The organism is Streptomyces sp. HUAS MG91 (genome assembly GCF_040529335.1).
Classification (GTDB): domain Bacteria; phylum Actinomycetota; class Actinomycetes; order Streptomycetales; family Streptomycetaceae; genus Streptomyces; species Streptomyces tabacisoli.
Genome location: NZ_CP159534.1, coordinates 2,190,546 through 2,207,842 on the forward strand (window position 1 = coordinate 2,190,546; position 17,297 = coordinate 2,207,842).

Below are 17,297 nucleotides of genomic sequence, written 5' to 3' on the forward strand. Positions count from 1 at the left end.
CGCCCCCACACCCGGCGCGCCCCCGCCCCCGACGGACACAACCGTCCGAAACCCCCACCACCCGCCCGACCAAGATCACCTCAAGTCCCATGGAAGAACAGGGCGTTCTCACCAAGCGATCTCTTCCGCCCCCGGCACATCCGCCCCAATCGCCCACACCGCACCCCGCCGAATCCGCCCCGGCATAACAAGAGCGTCACAGCCTCTCCCGCATCCACGCTGCACTCCCCCACCTGCGCTTATAGTCACGGCCAGTCACCGCGCCGCCGGGCGCGTCACTTGCACGGCCCTGTACCACCCCGTACGGCCCGGCGAGACACACGGCCCCCGACCAAAGGGCCGCGCCAGGGAGAGGATTGATCGTGCGACACCGTTCACAGCTCATACTCACCGCAGTGCTCACGACCGGAGCACTCACGCTCAGCGCCTGCGGATCGCGCGACGAAGGCGGCGACAAGTCCGGCGACAAGGGCAACACCACCGTCGTCATCGGCGTGGACGCCCCGCTCAGCGGCGACCTGTCGGCCATCGGTATCGGCATCAAGAACTCCGTCGACCTGGCCGCCAAGACCGCCAACAAGAACAAGGAAGTCCCGGGCGTCACCTTCCAGATCAAGGCGCTCGACGACGTCGCGAACCCCTCCACCGGCGGTCAGAACGCCACCACGCTCGTCGGCAACAAGGACGTCCTCGGCGTCGTCGGCCCGCTGAACTCCAGCGTCGCCCAGTCGATGCAGAAGACCTTCAACTCCGCCAACCTCGTGGAGATCTCGCCGGCGAACACCGCCCCCGAGCTCACCCAGGGCGCCAACTACGCGAAGCAGAAGGAGCGTCAGTTCAAGACGTACTTCCGCACCGCCACCACCGACGCCCTCCAGGGCCCGTACGCCGCCCAGTACGCGTACAACACCCTCAAGCTCAAGACGGTCTACTCCGTCGATGACAAGAAGACCTACGGCGCCGGCCTCGCCCGCACCTTCCGTCAGGAATTCACCAAGCTCGGCGGCAAGGTCGTCGCCACCGACCACATCAACCCCGACGACCGCGACTTCGGCGCCATCGCCACCAAGATCAAGAACTCCAAGGCCGACTTCGTCTACTACGGCGGCGAATACCCGGCCGGCGCCCCGCTCTCCAAGCAGATCAAGGACGCCGGAGCCAAGATCCCCGTCATCGGCGGCGACGCCCTCCAGAGCGCCGACTACGTCAAGCTCGCCGGCAAGAACGCCGAAGGCGACTTCGCCACCTCCGTCGGCGCCCCGCCGGAGCAGCTCGACACCGCCAAGAAGTTCATCGCCGACTACAAGGCCGGCGGCTACAGCGACCCCTACGAGACCTACGGCGCCCTCTCCTACGACGCCGCATGGGCCATCATCCAGGCCGTCAAGACCGTCGTGAACGCCAACGACGGCAAGGTGCCCTCCGACGCCCGCGCCAAGATCGTGGAAGCCACCCAGAAGGTCTCCTTCAGCGGCGTCACCGGCCAGGTCGCCTTCGACGAGTACGGCGACACCACCAACCGCACCCTGACCGTCTACCAGGTCAAGGGCGGCAAGCACACCCCGGTCAAGACCGGCGAGCTGGAGAAGTAACCCGCCGCGACACCCCGCGGTAACCCTCTCCGGGATCCCACCGCACCAGCCCACGGCGCGGGGGGCACCACAACAGCCCCCCGCGCCTTCGCACTTGACGACAACCTCGGAGGCCCAGCGGTGCACGATCTGCCGCAGCAGCTGGTCAACGGCCTGATCCTCGGAGCCCTGTACGGCCTCATAGCCGTCGGCTACACCATGGTCTACGGCATCATCCAGCTCATCAACTTCGCCCACGGCGAGATCTACATGATCGGCGGCTTCGGCGCCCTCACCATGTATCTCTGGCTCCCGGGCGGCACGTCCCTCGCCATCGCCATGCCCCTCATGCTCCTGATGGGCATCGCCTGCTCCGTCCTCGTCGCCGTCGGCGCCGAACGGTTCGCCTACCGCCCCCTGCGCAACGCCCCACGCCTCGCGCCACTCATCACCGCCATCGGCCTGTCCATCACGCTCCAGCAGGTCGTCTGGGCCTTCTACCCCGACGCCAAGGCCGACCGCACCTTCCCCCAGTTCTCCGGCGGCCCCATCGACCTCGGCGCCTTCACCATCCAGCGCGGCGACCTCTTCCTCATCATCGCCGCCCCCGTGTGCATGGGCTTCCTCGCCTACTTCGTCGCCAAGACCCGCACCGGCCGCGCCATGCAGGCCACCTCCCAGGACCCGGACACCGCCCAGCTCATGGGCATCAACACCGACCGGATCGTCGTCACCGCCTTCGCCATCGGCGGCGCCTTCGCCGCCGTCGCCGCCATGGCCTACGGCCTCAAGTACGGCCAGGTCGGCTTCAAGATGGGCTTCATCGCCGGCCTCAAAGCCTTCACCGCGGCCGTCCTCGGCGGCATCGGCAACATCTATGGCGCCATGATCGGCGGCCTCGCCCTCGGCCTCGCCGAAGCCCTCGCCACCGCCTACATCCAGGACATCCCCGGCATGGAACTCCTCGGCGGCGGAGCCTGGAAAGACGTCTGGGCCTTCGTCCTCCTCATCCTCGTGCTCCTGCTGCGCCCCCAGGGCCTGCTCGGTGAGCGCGTCGCGGACAGGGCGTGATCACGATGACCGACACCACGACCACCACCACCGACACCACCGCCACGACCACGCGGCACAGCGCCCTCATCCCGCTGCCCGAGAAAGCCGCCCGCTACGGCACCCTCGGCGGCGCCGTCCTCACCGCCGCCGCCACCTTCATGGCCTGGACCTGGACCGCCGAATTCCCCGGCGACCTCACCGTCACCGGCTACCCCGGCGGACTCCAGGTCCTCACCCTCATCGGCGCCCTCATCACCCTGCTGCTGGGCCTCTCCGCCCTCGGCATCCGCGGACTGCGCTGGCTCACCCCCGGCGGCACCACCGCCCCCACCCTCCTCTTCGCCCTCGGCACCCTCGGCACCACCGGCTACACCCTCGGCGCCATCAGCTACCGGCTCGGCGGCGTCGTCAACCTCGAACCCGGAGCCTGGGTCGCCGGCATCGCCGCACTCCTCACCACCCTGTGCGCCCTCGGCCTCCCCGCCGACGAACCCGACCCCGACGCCACCGACGCCTGGGCCCGGTTCCGCAACACCCTCAAGGCGCCCCCGGCGCGACCCGCCACGATCACCCTGCCCTCCTGGGCCGAGATCCTGGTCATCGCCGTCGCCTTCGGCATCGCCCTCTACGTCTTCACGTACGGCATCGACACCGAATACGTCGAACTCTTCACCGGCTTCCTCATCCTGGTCCTCTTCGGCGGCGTCGCCCTGACCAAGACCGGACTGCCCGCGCGCCTCACCGCGCTCACCGCCAAACACCGCACCATCGCGCTCACCGCGGCCTTCGTCGCCGCCGCCGCGTTCCCCTTCACCCAGACCAACGACACGTACACCAACGTCGCCGCGAACATCCTCGTCTTCGCGACCGTCGCCCTCGGTCTCAACGTCGTCGTCGGCCTCGCCGGACTCCTCGACCTCGGCTACGTCGCCTTCCTCGGCGTCGGCGCCTACGCCGCGGCCCTCGTCTCCGGCTCCCCGGACTCCACCATCGGCGTCCACTTCCCCTTCTGGGCCGCCGTCCTCACCGGCGCCGCCGCCTCGCTCGTCTTCGGCATCGTCATCGGCGCCCCGACCCTGCGACTGCGCGGCGACTACCTCGCCATCGTCACCCTCGGCTTCGGTGAGATCTTCCGCATCACCATGAACAACCTCGACGGCGACTCCGGACCCGACGTCACCAACGGGCCCAACGGCATCCCGAACATCCCCGACCTCGAAATCTTCGGGTTCAACCTCGGCGAGACCCACACCGTCCTCGGCGTCGACCTCGGCCGGTTCGCCAACTACTACCTCCTGATGCTCGTCTTCACGATTATCGTCGTCACCGTCTTCCGCCGCGCGGGGACCTCCCGCATCGGCCGCGCCTGGGTCGCCATCCGCGAGGACGAGACCGCCGCCCAGGCCATGGGCATCAACACCTTCCGCCTCAAGCTCCTCGCCTTCGCCCTCGGCGCCTCCCTCGCCGGCATGGCGGGCACCGTCCAGGCCCACGTCCAGTACTCCGTCACCCCCGACCAGTACAAGTTCGTGGAGAACGCGCCGCCCAACTCCGCCTTCCTCCTCGCCGCCGTCATCCTCGGCGGCATGGGCACGGTCAGCGGACCCCTCGTCGGGGCCGCCCTGCTCTACCTCATCCCGGCCAAGCTCCAGTTCATCGGCGAATACCAGCTCCTCCTCTTCGGCGTCGCCCTCATCCTGCTGATGCGGTTCCGCCCCGAAGGCCTCATCGCCGACCGCCGCAAGCAACTCGAATTCCACGAGACCGACCAACTCGACGTGCCAGAACAACGTTTGCCCGACGAACCGGCCGTCACCAAGGCTGGGGCGTGACCACTATGACCACACCCACGACCACCACGGCCACCACGACCGTCCTCGAAGCCACCGGCGTCACCATGCGCTTCGGCGGCCTCACCGCCGTCCGCGACGTCAACCTCACCGTCGGCGAAGGCGAGATCGTCGGCCTCATCGGCCCCAACGGCGCCGGCAAGACCACCTTCTTCAACTGCCTCACCGGCCTCTACGTCCCCACCGAGGGCAAGGTCTCCTACAAGGGCACCGTCCTGCCGCCCCAGCCCCACCTCGTCACCCAGGCAGGCATCGCCCGCACCTTCCAGAACATCCGCCTCTTCGCCAACATGACCGTCCTGGAGAACGTCCTCGTCGGACGCCACACCAGAACCAAGGAAGGCCTCTGGTCCGCCCTCCTGCGCGGCCCCGGCTTCAAGAAGGCGGAGAAGGCGTCCGAGGAACGCGCCATGGAACTCCTGGAGTTCACCGGACTCGCCAAGAAGCGCGACCACCTCGCCCGCAACCTCCCCTACGGCGAACAGCGCAAGCTGGAGATCGCCCGCGCCCTCGCCAGCGACCCCGGACTCCTCCTCCTCGACGAGCCCACCGCCGGCATGAACCCCCAGGAGACCCGCGCCACCGAAGAGCTGGTCTTCGCCATCCGCGACCAGGGCATCGCCGTCCTCGTCATCGAGCACGACATGCGCTTCATCTTCAACCTCTGCGACCGCGTCTCCGTCCTCGTCCAGGGCGAGAAGCTCATCGAAGGCACCAGCGACGTCGTCCAGGGCGACGAACGCGTCATCGCCGCCTACCTCGGCACCCCCTTCGAAGGCGCCCCCGAGGACTCCGCCATCGAAGAGGTCCAAGCAGCCGAAGCCGCAGAAGCAGCAGACGCAGCCGAAGGGAACGACCAGTGACCGCACTTCTGGAGGTCGAGGACCTCAAGGTCGCCTACGGCAAGATCCAGGCCGTCAAAGGCATCTCCTTCACCGTGGAGGAAGGCCAGGTCGTCACCCTGATCGGCACCAACGGCGCCGGCAAGACCACCACCCTGCGCACCCTCTCCGGCCTGCTCAAGCCCCTCAGCGGCAAGATCACCTTCGCCGGCACCCCGCTCAACGCGGTCCCGGCCCACAAGATCGTCTCCATGGGGCTCGCCCACTCCCCCGAAGGCCGCCGGATCTTCCCCCGCCTCACCATCGCGGAGAACCTCCAGCTCGGCGCCTTCCTCCGCAAGGACACCGCGGGCATCCAGAAGGACATCCAGCGCGCCTACGACCTCTTCCCCATCCTGGGCGAACGCCGCAAGCAGGCCGCGGGCACCCTCTCCGGCGGCGAACAGCAAATGCTCGCCATGGGCCGCGCCCTCATGTCCCAGCCCAAACTCCTCATGCTCGACGAGCCCTCCATGGGCCTCTCCCCGATCATGATGCAGAAGATCATGTCCACCATCGCCGAACTGAAGGCACAGGGCACGACCATCCTCCTGGTCGAACAGAACGCCCAGGCCGCCCTCTCCCTCGCCGACCAGGGACACGTCATGGAAATCGGCTCCATCGTCCTGTCCGGCACCGGCCAGGAACTCCTCCACGACGAATCCGTCCGCAAGGCCTACCTCGGCGAGGACTGAGCCCGTACGCGCCCGTACGTGCGTGAGGCCCGCCCCCTTCTCCAGGGTGCGGGCCTCACGCATGTGTCGGAGGGGCTCCGGATCAGCCCTTCGCCGCCTTCTTCTCCTCGGCGTCCTCGATGACCGCCTCGGCCACCTGCTGCATCGACAGCCGACGGTCCATCGACGTCTTCTGGATCCACCGGAACGCCGCCGGCTCCGTCAGCCCGTACTCCGTCTGAAGAATCGACTTCGCCCGGTCCACCAGCTTCCGCGTCTCCAGCCGCTGCGTGAGGTCGGCGACCTCCTTCTCCAGCGTCTTCAGCTCCGTGAACCGCGAGACGGCCATCTCGATCGCCGGGACCACATCGCTCTTGCTGAACGGCTTCACCAGATACGCCATGGCACCGGCGTCCCGCGCCCGCTCGACGAGGTCGCGCTGCGAGAACGCCGTCAGCATCAGCACCGGGGCGATCGACTCCTCGGCGATCTTCTCCGCCGCGCTGATGCCGTCCATCTTCGGCATCTTCACGTCGAGGATCACCAGGTCGGGCTTGTGCTCACGGGCCAGCTCGATGGCCTGCTCACCGTCGCCGGCCTCGCCCACGACGGTGTAGCCCTCTTCCTCGAGCATCTCTTTGAGGTCGAGGCGGATGAGGGCCTCGTCCTCGGCGATGACGACACGGGTCGTCAGCGGCGGGACGTGCGACTTGTCGTCGTCGGGCTGGGTCGACTCGGGGCCGGTCACGGGGGCGCTCCTTGTTATGCAGGGCTGAGGTACTGCTCCCAAGAGCCTACCTAGCTGTTGTAAAGTGGGTGAGCAGCGGGTCGAGGAATTCCTTTGATTCGCAGGAGCTCCGGTAGCCCAATCGGCAGAGGCCATCGTCTCAAACACGATCCAGTGTGGGTTCAAGTCCCACCCGGAGCACTTTTCCTTCGATTCGAAGGTCACCATCGACAAGCGGATGCTCACGTTCTCGTGAACATCCGCTTTTTGCTGCGTGTCGCGCGGCCAGCTCTCACACGCTGCCCGCATGTACGACATGAGCACGCGCAAGGAGGCGCTCGCGCTGGTGGCGCAGGGCCGCAGCCTGAACTCGGTCAGCAAGGAGACGGGGGTCTCACGGGCAGCCCTCCGCTCCTGGAAGGAGCGGATCGAACCGCGCGGCTGGAGCCGATCGACGGCATGCCCGCGATGCGACGGACCGCCCCAGGCTCCCGAGAACCCAGCGGCGTACTCCTACCTGCTCGGCCTGTACCTCGGCGATGGCTGCATCAGCCGCCTCCAACGGGGCACCTACTTCCTGCGCATCGCCTGCGCCGACACCTGGCCCGGGCTCATCGACCTGTGTGCCGAGGCCGTGCGGGCCGCACACCCCGCCAACAAGGTCTTCCGGATCCAGTGGCAGGGCTGCCAGTACGTCACCTGCTACAGCAAGCACTGGCCCTGCCTCTTCCCCCAGCACGGTCACGGCAAGAAGCACGAACGCAAGATCACGCTCGCCCCTTGGCAACAGGAGATCGTCGACGCGCATCCCTGGGATTTCCTCCGCGGCCTGATCCACTCCGACGGATGCCGCGTCACCAACTGGACCACGCGCGTCATCGGCGGCAGGCCGAAGCGCTATGAGTACCCCCGCTACTTCTTCACCAACCTGTCCGCCGACATCACACGCCTCTTCACCGACTCCCTCGACTCGGTCGGTGTCGCCTGGAAGCGGGCAGGCAGCCGCAACATCTCGATCGCCCGCAAAGAAGCCGTGGCTCTTCTGGACCTCCACGTAGGCCCCAAACACTGACCCCCGCACGCCCCGCAATAGGACGCGTCACACCACCCCCACCCGCCCCCTGGGACCCGCCCCAATATCCCCGGCAGCCATTGACCGCCCCTCCCCGCTCCGACGATGTTCGGGATCACAACAGCCCCGCCGTCGAAGAGGTACGTATGAGCCCGATCAACCGGCGCCGTTTCGTGGCGGCAGCCGCAGGTGCCGCCGCCGCTGCCGTGGCCCTGAACCCCGAGTCGGCCGTCGCCGCGCAATACCGCGACACCGGCGACTTCGAGGCCGCCGACAGAGGTTTCGTCGCGGCGCTGAAGCCCGGCGTCGTGAAGGACGCGGACGGCAAGGTGGTGTGGGACAACGACGCGTACGCCTTCCTGGAGAAGGACGCTCCGAGGACCGCGAACAAGAGTCTGTGGCGGCAGTCCCAACTGGCGAGCAGGCAGGGCCTGTACAAGGTGACGGACCGGATCTATCAGGTGCGCGGGCTCGACCTCTCCAACATGACGATCGTCGAGGGCGACACCGGCATCATCGTGATCGACCCGCTGATCTCGGCGGAGACGGCCGCGGCGGCGCTGAAGCTGTACCGGACCCATCGGGGCGAGCGGAAAGTGACCGCGCTGATCTACACCCACCCCCATGTCGATCACTTCGGTGGCGGGTACGGGGTGCTGCCGGAGGGGGCCGGGGAGGTTCCGGTGGTGGCGCCGGAGGGGTTCCTGGAGCACGCGGTGTCGGAGAACGTGTACGCGGGGACGGCGATGAATCGTCGGTCGGCGTACATGTACGGCGCGCATCTGCCGAGGTCGGCGCGGGGGCAGATCGGTTGTGGTCTCGGGCAGAGCGTGTCGCTGGGGACGGTGGGGCTGATCGCGCCGACGAGGAGCATCACGCGGACGGGGCAGGTGGAGACGTTCGACGGGGTGGCGGTGGAGTTCCAGATGACGCCGGGTACGGAGGCTCCGGCGGAGATGAACTTCGTCTTCCCCGGGCTGCGGGCGGTGTGCATGGCGGAGAACGCGACGCACACGATGCACAACATCATCACGCTGCGAGGTGCGCAGGTGCGGGACGCGCGGGAGTGGGCGCGGTATCTGAACGAGTCGGTCGATCTGTTCGCGGGCCGGGTGGATGTGGCGTTCGCGTCGCATCACTGGCCGACGTGGGGTGGTGCGGAGATCACTGAACTGCTGTCGTCGCAGCGGGACTTGTATGCGTATCTGCATGATCAGACGTTGCGGATGATCAATATCGGGATGACCGGCAGGGAGATCGCCGAGGCGATCGAGTTGCCTCCGGGGCTGGATGTGTGGGCGAACCGTGGGTACTACGGGTCGCTCTCGCACAATGTGAAGGGGATCTATCAGCGGTACATGGGCTGGTTCGACGCGAATCCGGCGCATCTGTGGGAGCATCCGCCGGTCGAGGAAGCGAAGCGGTATGTGCGGGCGTTGGGGGGTCGTTCGGCGGCGATCGCGAGGGCGCGGGAGTTCGAGCGGGAGGGGGATCTGCGGTTCGCGGCGACGTTGTTGAACCATGTGGTGTTCGCGGATCCGGGCAGCAGGGTGGCGAGGGCGGAACTGGCGCGGATCTATACGCGGTTGGGATATGCGGCGGAGAACGCGGTGTGGCGGAATTTCTATCTCACGGGGGCGCTGGAGTTGACCGAGGGTGTGCGGGTGGGTGAGTCGTCGACGGTGGGGCCGACGATGATGGCGGCATTGAGCATCGAGCAGTTGATCGACTCGGTGGCGATTCGGATCAATGGTCCGAAGGCGTGGGATCTGAAGGTGCGGATGGACTGGAGTTTTCCGTCGCTGGGTGTGGTGTATCACCTGACGGTGCGGAACGGGGTGTTGACGTACCGGAGTGATGAGAACGCGGATCCGGGGGCGGGGGTGACGCTGTCGATGACCAAGGTGCAGTTGCTGGCGTTGCTGGGCGGCAAGGGGCTCGGTGACATCGAGGTGTCCGGGGACGCGTCGCTCTTGCAGCAGGTGCTGGCGGTCGTGGAGAAGCCGGATCCGAATTTCGCGATCGTGACGCCGTAGCGGTCCGGCATGCGGGAGGGCCGCCCCTTGGTGCAATGCGGGGCGGCCCTCGACCACGTATGACGGTCTGCCTACTTGGGGCTGTCGTCCTCGCCGATGTGGTGGACGCGAACCATGTTCGTGGAGCCGGAGACGCCGGGCGGGGAGCCGGCGGTGATGACGACGATGTCGCCCTTCTTGCAGCGGCCGATCTTGAGGAGTTGGTCGTCGACCTGGGCGACCATGGCGTCGGTGGAGTCGACGTGCGGGCCGAGGAAGGTCTCCACGCCCCAGGTCAGGTTGAGCTGGGAGCGGGTGGCGGCGACCGGGGTGAAGGCGAGCAGCGGGATGGGTGAGCGGTAGCGGGAGAGGCGTTTGACGGTGTCGCCGGACTGGGTGAAGGCGACGAGGAATTTGGCGCCGAGGAAGTCGCCCATTTCGGCGGCGGCGCGGGCGACGGCGCCGCCCTGGGTGCGGGGCTTGTTCCGCTCGGTGAGGGGCGGGAGGCCCTTGGCGAGGATGTCTTCCTCTGCCGCTTCGACGATGCGGCTCATGGTTTTGACGGTTTCGATGGCGTATTTGCCGACGCTGGTCTCGCCGGAGAGCATGACCGCGTCGGTGCCGTCGATGACCGCGTTGGCGACGTCGCTGGCTTCGGCCCTGGTGGGGCGGGAGTTGTCGATCATCGAGTCGAGCATCTGGGTGGCGACGATGACCGGTTTGGCGTTGCGTTTGGCGAGCTTGATGGCGCGCTTCTGGACGATCGGTACTTGTTCGAGGGGCATTTCGACGCCGAGGTCGCCGCGGGCGACCATGATGCCGTCGAAGGCGGCGACGATGTCCTCGATGTTCTCGACGGCCTGGGGTTTTTCGACCTTGGCGATGACGGGGAGGTGTCGGCCTTCTTCGGTCATGATGCGGTGGACGTCTTCGATGTCGCGGCCGCTGCGGACGAAGGAGAGGGCGATGATGTCGGCGCCGGTGCGCAGGGCCCAGCGGAGGTCTGCTTCGTCCTTGTCGCTGAGGGCGGGGACGGAGACGGCGACGCCGGGAAGGTTGAGGCCCTTGTGGTCGGAGACCATGCCGCCTTCGACGACGGTGGTGCGGACGCGGGGGCCGTCGACTCCGGTGACTTCGAGGCTGACTTTGCCGTCGTCGACGAGGATGCGTTCGCCGGGGGTGACGTCGTCGGCGAGGCCGCTGTAGGTGGTGCCGCAGCTTTGGCGGTCGCCTTGGGCGCCGTGTTCGACGGTGATGGTGAACTCGTCTCCGCGTTCAAGGAGTACGGGTCCTTCGCTGAAGCGGCCGAGGCGGATCTTCGGGCCTTGAAGGTCGGCGAGGACGCCGACGCTGCGGCCGGTCTCGTCGGAGGCCTTTCGCACGCGCTGGTAGCGCTCCTCGTGTTCGGCGTAGGTGCCGTGGCTGAGGTTGAAGCGGGCTACGTCCATTCCGGCTTCTACGAGTGCTTTGATCTGCTCGTACGAGTCGGTGGCGGGGCCCAAAGTACAGACGATCTTTGCTCGGCGCATGATTCGAGCCTAGGCCCTACCGGTGGGTAGGGAATTGGATGGGTATGACTACTCAACGTCCTTTGCGTGAAGGGTTATTGACAAGCGTCGTTATGTTTTGAATTTGGGCGGTGTGCTGCTCTGATGAGCATTCCGCTCGTTCATTGCAGGTGGGGCGGGTGAAGGGTGAAGCGGGCGTTGACGGCGGCGTGGATGTGCTGGCGTTCGGGTTCGAGGTCGAGGGCGGGGGCGTCGTCGACGGGGCCGCGGACCATGGCGGCGCGGGACATGCCGTAGGACATGGGGCGGTGGGTGTCCTCGGCGCCGGTGTCGGCGAGTTCGACGAGGGCGGCGAGGGTGGTGCCGAGTGCGTCGGCGTATTCGCGGGCGCGCTGGAGGGCTTCGCGGACGGCCTGTTGGCGGGCGGTCGCGTGGACGGGTGAGGTGGGGCGCAGGGACCACCAGGGGCCGTCGATGCGGGTGAGTTCCAGGTCGGCGAGTCGGGTGGTGAGTTCGCCGAGTGCGGTGAAGTCGGTGAGGTGGGCGGTGAGGTGGACGCTGCCGTGGTAGGTGCGGATGCGTTCGCCGCGGCCGTGTTTGGTGAATTCGGGGGTGAGGGAGAAGGCGCCGGTTTCGAGTTTCTCGACTGCTTCTCCGTAGGATTTCACGAGGTCGAGGGTGGCGGTGTTGCGGCGGGTGAGGTCGTCGAGGGTGGTGCGGCGGTCGGTGCCGCGGGCGGTGACGGTGATGCCGATGCGGGCGATCTCGGGGTCGGCTTCGAGGTGGGCTTCGCCGCGGACGGCCAGGCGGGGGGCGTCGGGGGTTCCGTAGGGCACGTTCGGGCCGTGGCCGGTGTTCTGGTCGTCGTGGGTCATGAGTCCCACTTTGGCACTGTTCGTGTCCGGTGTTCGTGTTCGGCGGCAGGTCATCAGATAGAAACCTGCGGGGGCTGTTGCCGAGGGGGTCGTCTGGGCCAGAATCTACGCGCGTTGCCACTGAACTTCCGTGTAGGGCAGGAGCCTTCCGATGCCGTTGAACCGCAGATCCTTCCTGGGCAAGACCGCCGCGACCGGTGCCGGTGCGGCGCTGGCGGGTGCGGTGGCCGTGCCGGCCGCGCAGGCCCGTCCCGGCAGGCCGCCCAAGAAGCGGAAGCGGTACGCGTTCACGGTCATGGGCACGACGGACCTGCACGGTCATGTCTTCAACTGGGACTACTACAAGGATGCCGCGTACACGGACTCGGCGGGCAACGCGCAGGGTCTGTCGCGGATCTCGACGCTGGTGCAGCGGATCCGTGCGGAGAAGGGCCGGCACAACACGCTGCTGATCGACGCCGGTGACACGATCCAGGGCACGCCGTTGACGTACTACTTCGCGCGCGTGGACCCGATCACGGCGGCGAACGGTCCGGTGCACCCGATGGCGCAGGCGATGAACGCGATCGGGTACGACGCGGCGGCGCTGGGCAATCACGAGTTCAACTACGGCATCGACACGCTGCGCAAGTTCGAGTCGCAGCTGCGTTTCCCGCTGCTGGGTGCGAACGCGGTGGACGCGAAGACGGAGAAGCCCGCCTTCAAGCCGTACGTCATCAAGAAGATGCGCACGCCGCACGGCAAGGACGTGAAGGTGGCGATCCTGGGGCTGACGAACCCGGGCATCGCGATCTGGGACAAGGCGTATGTGCAGGGCGTGCTGAAGTTCCCGGGGCTTGAGGAGCAGGCGGCCAAGTGGGTGCCGAAGCTGCGGTCGATGGGCGCGGACGTCGTGATCATCTCGGCGCACTCGGGTGCGTCGGGCACGTCGTCGTGGGGTGACCAGCTGCCGTACGTGGAGAACGCGGCGGCGAGTGTGGCGGCAAAGGTGCCGGGCATCGACGCGATTCTCGTGGGTCACGCGCACGTGGAGATCGCGCAGCAGCTGGTGACGAACGAGAAGACGGGGAAGACCGTCGTTCTCGCGGAGCCCCTGTGCTACGCGGAGCGGCTGGCGCAGTTCGACTTCGAGCTGGTGTGGGAGAAGGGCCGCTGGTCGGTCGAGTCGGTGTCGTCGAAGCTGCTGAACTCGAACACGGTGGCGGACGATCCGAAGATCACGAAGCTGCTCAAGGCGGATCACGACCTCGTCGTGAAGTATGTGAACCAGGTGGTCGGGCAGGCGACGACGACGCTGACGACGGAGGACGCCCGCTACAAGGACGCGCCGATCATCGACCTGATCAACAAGGTGCAGGCCGATGTGGTGACGGACGCGCTGAAGTCGACGAGTTACGCGTCGCTGCCGGTGCTGTCGCAGGCGTCGCCGTTCTCGCGCACGTCGCAGATCCCGGCCGGGAACGTGACGATCCGGGATCTGTCGAGCCTGTACGTGTACGACAACACGCTGGTGGCGAAGTTGATGACGGGTGCGCAGGTGCGGGCGTACCTGGAGTATTCGGCGGAGTACTTCGTGCAGACGGCGGCCGGTGCCGTGGTCGACGTGGAGAAGCTGACGAACGCGGGCAACCGGCCGGACTACAACTACGACTACGTGTCGGGGGTCTCGTACGACATCGACATCGCGCAGGCGGCGGGTTCGCGGATCAAGAACCTGAAGTTCGACGGTGCTGATCTGGATGACGCGGCGCAGTTCGTGTTCGCGGTGAACAACTACCGGGCGAACGGTGGTGGCGCGTTCCCGGGTGTGGCGACGGCGCAGGAGCTGTGGTCGGAGTCGATCGAGATCCGGACGCGGATCGCGGAGTGGGTGACGGCGAAGGGTGTCCTCGACCCGGCCGACTTCGCGTCGGTGGACTGGAAGTTGACGCGGGACGGGACGCCGGTGTTCTCGTAGGTCCCGGGGGTTCAGCCCTGGAGTTTGACCATGGTGCCGCGCTCCCCTGCCTGGTTCGGTACGGGCCGGGGGGCGCGGTGGTCGTCGGCGAGGAGCCCGAAGCTGGTGAAGGCGGTGCGCCGCGGCTGCGGGTAGGGGTTCTTGCCGGTGAGGGCGTTGAGGATGGTGGCGCTGCGCCAGGCGGCGAGGCCGAGGTCGGGGGCGCCGACGCCGTGGGTGTGCCGTTCGGCGTTCTGAACGTAGACGTGGCAGCCGGCCGAGGTGACGGAGTCGTCGAGGACGAGCCGGAAGTGCTGGTCGATGCGGGGGCGTTCGGTGGAGTCGCGGCGGATGTAGGGGTCGAGTCCGGCGAGGAGCTGGCCGAGGGGTCGTTCCTGGTAGCCGGTGGCGAGGACGACGGCGTCGGTGGTGAGGCGGGAGCGGGTGCCCTGCTGGCGGTGTTCGAGGTGGAGTTCGACCTTGGTGGTGGCGACGCGGCCCGCGGTGCGGACGCTGACGCCGGGGGTGAGGGTGGCGTCGGGCCAGCCGCCGTCGAGGGTGCGCTGGTAGAGCTCTTCGTGGATGGCGGCGATGGTGTCGGCGTCGATGCCCTTGTGGAGTTGCCATTGGGCGGGGACGAGGCGGTCGCGCTCGCGCTCGGGCAGGGCGTGGAAGTAGCGGGAGTAGTCCGGGGTGAAGTGTTCGAGGCCCAGTTTGCTGTATTCCATGGGCGCGAAGGCTTCGGTGCGGGCGAGCCAGTGGATCTTCTCGTGGCCGGCGGGACGGTTCTTCAGGAGGTCGAGGAAGATCTCGGCGCCGGACTGGCCGCTGCCGATGACGGTGACGTGGTCGGCGGTGAGGAGGGTGTCGCGGTGGGTGAGGTAGTCGGCGGAGTGGATGACGGGCACGCCGGGGGCTTCGGCGAGGGGCCTGAGCGGTTCGGGGACGAAGGGCTGGGTGCCGACGCCGAGGGCGACGTTCCTGGTGTAGGTGCGGCCGAGGGCTTCGGCTTCTCCGTCGGCGTCGAGCTGGGTGTAGTCGACTTCGAAGAGGTTGCGTTCGGGGTTCCAGCGGACGGCGTCGACCTGGTGGGAGAAGTGCAGTCCGGGGAGGTTCTCGCTGACCCAGCGGCAGTAGGCGTCGTATTCGGCGCGCTGGATGTGGAAGCGCTCGGCGAAGTAGAAGGGGAAGAGGCGCTCGCGGGTCTTGAGGTAGTTGAGGAAGGTCCACTGGCTGGCCGGGTCGGCGAGGGTGACGAGGTCGGCGAGGAAGGGGACCTGGAGGGTGGCGCCGTCGATGAGCAGGCCGGGGTGCCAGTGGAAGGCGGGGCGCTGTTCGAGGAAGGCGGTGTCGAGTTCGGTGAGGGGGTGGGCGAGGGCGGCGAGGGAGAGGTTGAAGGGGCCGATGCCGATGCCGACGAGGTCGCGGGGTGCTTCGGTGGGCTGGGCGGGGTGCGGGGTGGGCGCGGCGCTCATCGGGGGGTGTGTCCTTCCACCAGTTTCAGCAGTGCGGTGAGGTCGTCGGGGGTGGTGTGCGGGTTGAGCAGGGTGGCTTTGAGGTAGAGCTGTCCGTCCATGCGGGCGCGGCCGAGGACGGCGCGGCCCTCGGTGAGCAGGGTGCGGCGGGTGGCGGCGAGGTGGTCGTCGGTGGCGCCGGTGGGCCGGAAGAGGACGGTGGAGAGGGTGGGGGTGTCGTAGAGCTCCAGGTCGGGGTGGGTGTCGACGAGGTGCGCGAGGTGGTGGGCGAGGGCGATGACGTGGTCGACGAGGGCGCCGATGCCGGTGCGGCCGAGGGCTTTGAGGGTGACGGCCGTCTTGAGGATGTCGGGCCGTCGGGTGGTGCGCAGGGAGCGGCCGAGGAGGTCGGGGAGTCCTGCTTCGGTGTCGTCGTCGGCGTTGAGGTAGTCGGCGGTGTGGGTGAGGGCGCGCAGGTCGTCGGTGTCGCGTACGGCGAGGAGTCCTGCGGCGACCGGTTGCCAGCCGAGTTTGTGCAGGTCGAGGGTGGTGGTGTGGGCGCGGTCGAGGCCGTGGAGCAGGGGGGCGTGGCGGGTGCTGAAGAGGAGTCCGGCTCCGTAGGCGGCGTCGATGTGGAGGCGGGCGCCGTGGTGGTCGCAGAGGTCGGCGATGTCGGGGAGGGGGTCGATGAGGCCGGCGTCGGTGGTGCCCGCGGTGGCGGCGACGAGTTTGGGGCCGGGGAGGTCGGTGAGGGCCTCGTCGAGGGCGACGGGGTCGAGGGTGCCGGTGGGGGCGGGCAGGACGATCGGTTCGGGCAGGCCGAGGAGCCAGGTGGCGCGGGCGAGGCTGTGGTGGGCGTTCTGTCCGACGAGGAGCTGGACGGGCTCGGGGTGGGGGTTGGTCTCGCGGGCGAGGAGGACGGCGAGTTGGTTGGCCTCGGTGCCGCCGGTGGTGACGAGGGCGTCGGGGCGGTCGGCGCCGGGGTAGGTCTCGCGGGCGAGGGCGGTGGTGAGTGCGGCTTCGAGGGCGGAGGCGGCGGGGGCCTGGTCCCAGGAGTCCATGGAGGGGTTGAGGGCGCTGGCGGCGAGGTCGGCGGCGGTGGCGACGGCGAGCGGCGGGCAGTGCAGGTGGGCGGCGCAGAGCGGGTCGGCGGGGTCGGCGGCGCCGGCGGCGAGCGCGGTGACGAGGGTGCGCAGGGCTGCTTCGGCTCCGGTGCCGTGCTGGGGCAGCGGGTCGCCCGCGGCGGCGAGGAGTCGGGCGGTGACGTGCTCGGGTCCGCCGGCGGGGAGGGGGCCTGCCCGGTGGGCGGCTCCTTCGTGGAGGGCGTCGAGGACGGTGCTGAGCAGGGGCCGCAGGGCGGCGGGGCCCTGGGGGCCGCCGGCGAGGGGCGGGATGCTGCTCATGCGGGTCCTTCGGTGCGCGACGGGGTGGTGCGGACCCAGTGTTGGCGCTGCGGGAGGCAGGCCACCGGCAATTGCGCGAAGGAGACCCGAAAGGGGTACTGCTGTGCGGGGAAGGGGTGTTGGTGGTGTATAGGGCGCGGGTGGAGTGGGCGGGGGCGGGTGCTGTTGCGTCTGCCAGGTGCGGTTACGCCGGCGGGTGCGGGGCGCGTCGTGGCTTCTCGCGCGGTTCCCCGCGCCCCTGAAGCGAGTTTCGGGGGCGTGGGGAACCGCGCGGGAAG

The 17,297-nt window shown here is 68.3% G+C and carries 13 protein-coding genes and 1 tRNA gene; 9 read left to right on the forward strand and 5 right to left on the reverse strand.

The genetic code is table 11. From position 1 onward, the window contains the following. Window positions 1–362: 362 nt before the first annotated feature. The 5 genes from ABII15_RS10160 (at window position 363) to ABII15_RS10180 (ending at window position 6,050) form a co-directional block, all read left to right on the forward strand. On the forward strand, window positions 363–1,592 hold the full coding sequence (locus tag ABII15_RS10160; protein WP_353941956.1) for a branched-chain amino acid ABC transporter substrate-binding protein: 1,230 nt from the start codon (window positions 363–365) through the stop codon (window positions 1,590–1,592). 120 nt (window positions 1,593–1,712) lie between these two features. Then, window positions 1,713–2,642 carry a branched-chain amino acid ABC transporter permease gene (locus ABII15_RS10165; RefSeq protein ID WP_353941957.1) on the forward strand — a complete coding sequence of 310 codons (930 nt, stop codon included), beginning with the start codon at window positions 1,713–1,715 and terminating at the stop codon, window positions 2,640–2,642. A gap of 5 nt (window positions 2,643–2,647) precedes the next feature. Further along, entirely contained in the window at window positions 2,648–4,456 is a 1,809-nt protein-coding gene (locus ABII15_RS10170) for a branched-chain amino acid ABC transporter permease (RefSeq protein WP_353941958.1), read from the forward strand. Window positions 4,457–4,461: 5 nt separating this feature from the next. Beyond that, window positions 4,462–5,337 (forward strand): ABC transporter ATP-binding protein, encoded by an 876-nt coding sequence (locus tag ABII15_RS10175; protein ID WP_353941959.1) that lies wholly within the window; start codon window positions 4,462–4,464, stop codon window positions 5,335–5,337. After that, window positions 5,334–6,050, forward strand: a complete 717-nt coding sequence (locus ABII15_RS10180; RefSeq protein WP_353941960.1) for an ABC transporter ATP-binding protein — start codon at window positions 5,334–5,336, stop codon at window positions 6,048–6,050. The genes ABII15_RS10175 and ABII15_RS10180 overlap by 4 nt, the downstream gene beginning before the upstream one ends. Window positions 6,051–6,132: 82 nt before the next feature. Here ABII15_RS10180 and ABII15_RS10185 read toward each other — a convergent pair whose 3' ends face one another. Beyond that, complete coding sequence (locus tag ABII15_RS10185; protein WP_353941961.1) at window positions 6,133–6,777, reverse strand: response regulator; 645 nt, start codon at window positions 6,775–6,777, stop codon at window positions 6,133–6,135. Between the two features lie 106 nt (window positions 6,778–6,883). Here ABII15_RS10185 and ABII15_RS10190 point away from each other — a divergent pair. The 3 genes from ABII15_RS10190 (at window position 6,884) to ABII15_RS10200 (ending at window position 9,864) form a co-directional block, all read left to right on the forward strand. Then, window positions 6,884–6,957: transfer RNA gene (locus ABII15_RS10190), tRNA-Leu, on the forward strand. Window positions 6,958–7,063: 106 nt separating this feature from the next. Next, entirely contained in the window at window positions 7,064–7,828 is a 765-nt protein-coding gene (locus ABII15_RS10195) for a helix-turn-helix domain-containing protein (RefSeq protein ID WP_353941962.1), read from the forward strand. 146 nt (window positions 7,829–7,974) lie between these two features. Then, window positions 7,975–9,864, forward strand: a complete 1,890-nt coding sequence (locus ABII15_RS10200; RefSeq protein WP_353941963.1) for an alkyl sulfatase dimerization domain-containing protein — start codon at window positions 7,975–7,977, stop codon at window positions 9,862–9,864. Between the two features lie 71 nt (window positions 9,865–9,935). Here the strand turns inward: ABII15_RS10200 and pyk are convergent, their stop codons facing one another. After that, complete coding sequence (gene pyk, locus ABII15_RS10205) at window positions 9,936–11,372, reverse strand: pyruvate kinase (RefSeq protein ID WP_353941964.1); 1,437 nt, start codon at window positions 11,370–11,372, stop codon at window positions 9,936–9,938. Window positions 11,373–11,512: 140 nt separating this feature from the next. After that, window positions 11,513–12,226, reverse strand: coding sequence for an SIMPL domain-containing protein (locus ABII15_RS10210; protein WP_353941965.1), 714 nt, complete (start codon window positions 12,224–12,226; stop codon window positions 11,513–11,515). 151 nt (window positions 12,227–12,377) lie between these two features. Here ABII15_RS10210 and ABII15_RS10215 point away from each other — a divergent pair, with 151 nt between their 5' ends. Next, window positions 12,378–14,183 carry a 5'-nucleotidase C-terminal domain-containing protein gene (locus ABII15_RS10215; RefSeq protein ID WP_353941966.1) on the forward strand — a complete coding sequence of 602 codons (1,806 nt, stop codon included), beginning with the start codon at window positions 12,378–12,380 and terminating at the stop codon, window positions 14,181–14,183. Between the two features lie 11 nt (window positions 14,184–14,194). Here ABII15_RS10215 and ABII15_RS10220 read toward each other — a convergent pair whose 3' ends face one another. Together ABII15_RS10220 and ABII15_RS10225 are read right to left on the reverse strand one after the other, a co-directional pair. Beyond that, complete coding sequence (locus ABII15_RS10220) at window positions 14,195–15,637, reverse strand: SidA/IucD/PvdA family monooxygenase (protein WP_353941967.1); 1,443 nt, start codon at window positions 15,635–15,637, stop codon at window positions 14,195–14,197. Continuing rightward, window positions 15,634–17,019, reverse strand: a complete 1,386-nt coding sequence (locus ABII15_RS10225; protein ID WP_353941968.1) for an aminotransferase class V-fold PLP-dependent enzyme — start codon at window positions 17,017–17,019, stop codon at window positions 15,634–15,636. Before ABII15_RS10225 ends, ABII15_RS10220 begins: the two co-directional genes overlap by 4 nt. Between the last annotated feature and the right edge of the window lie 278 nt (window positions 17,020–17,297).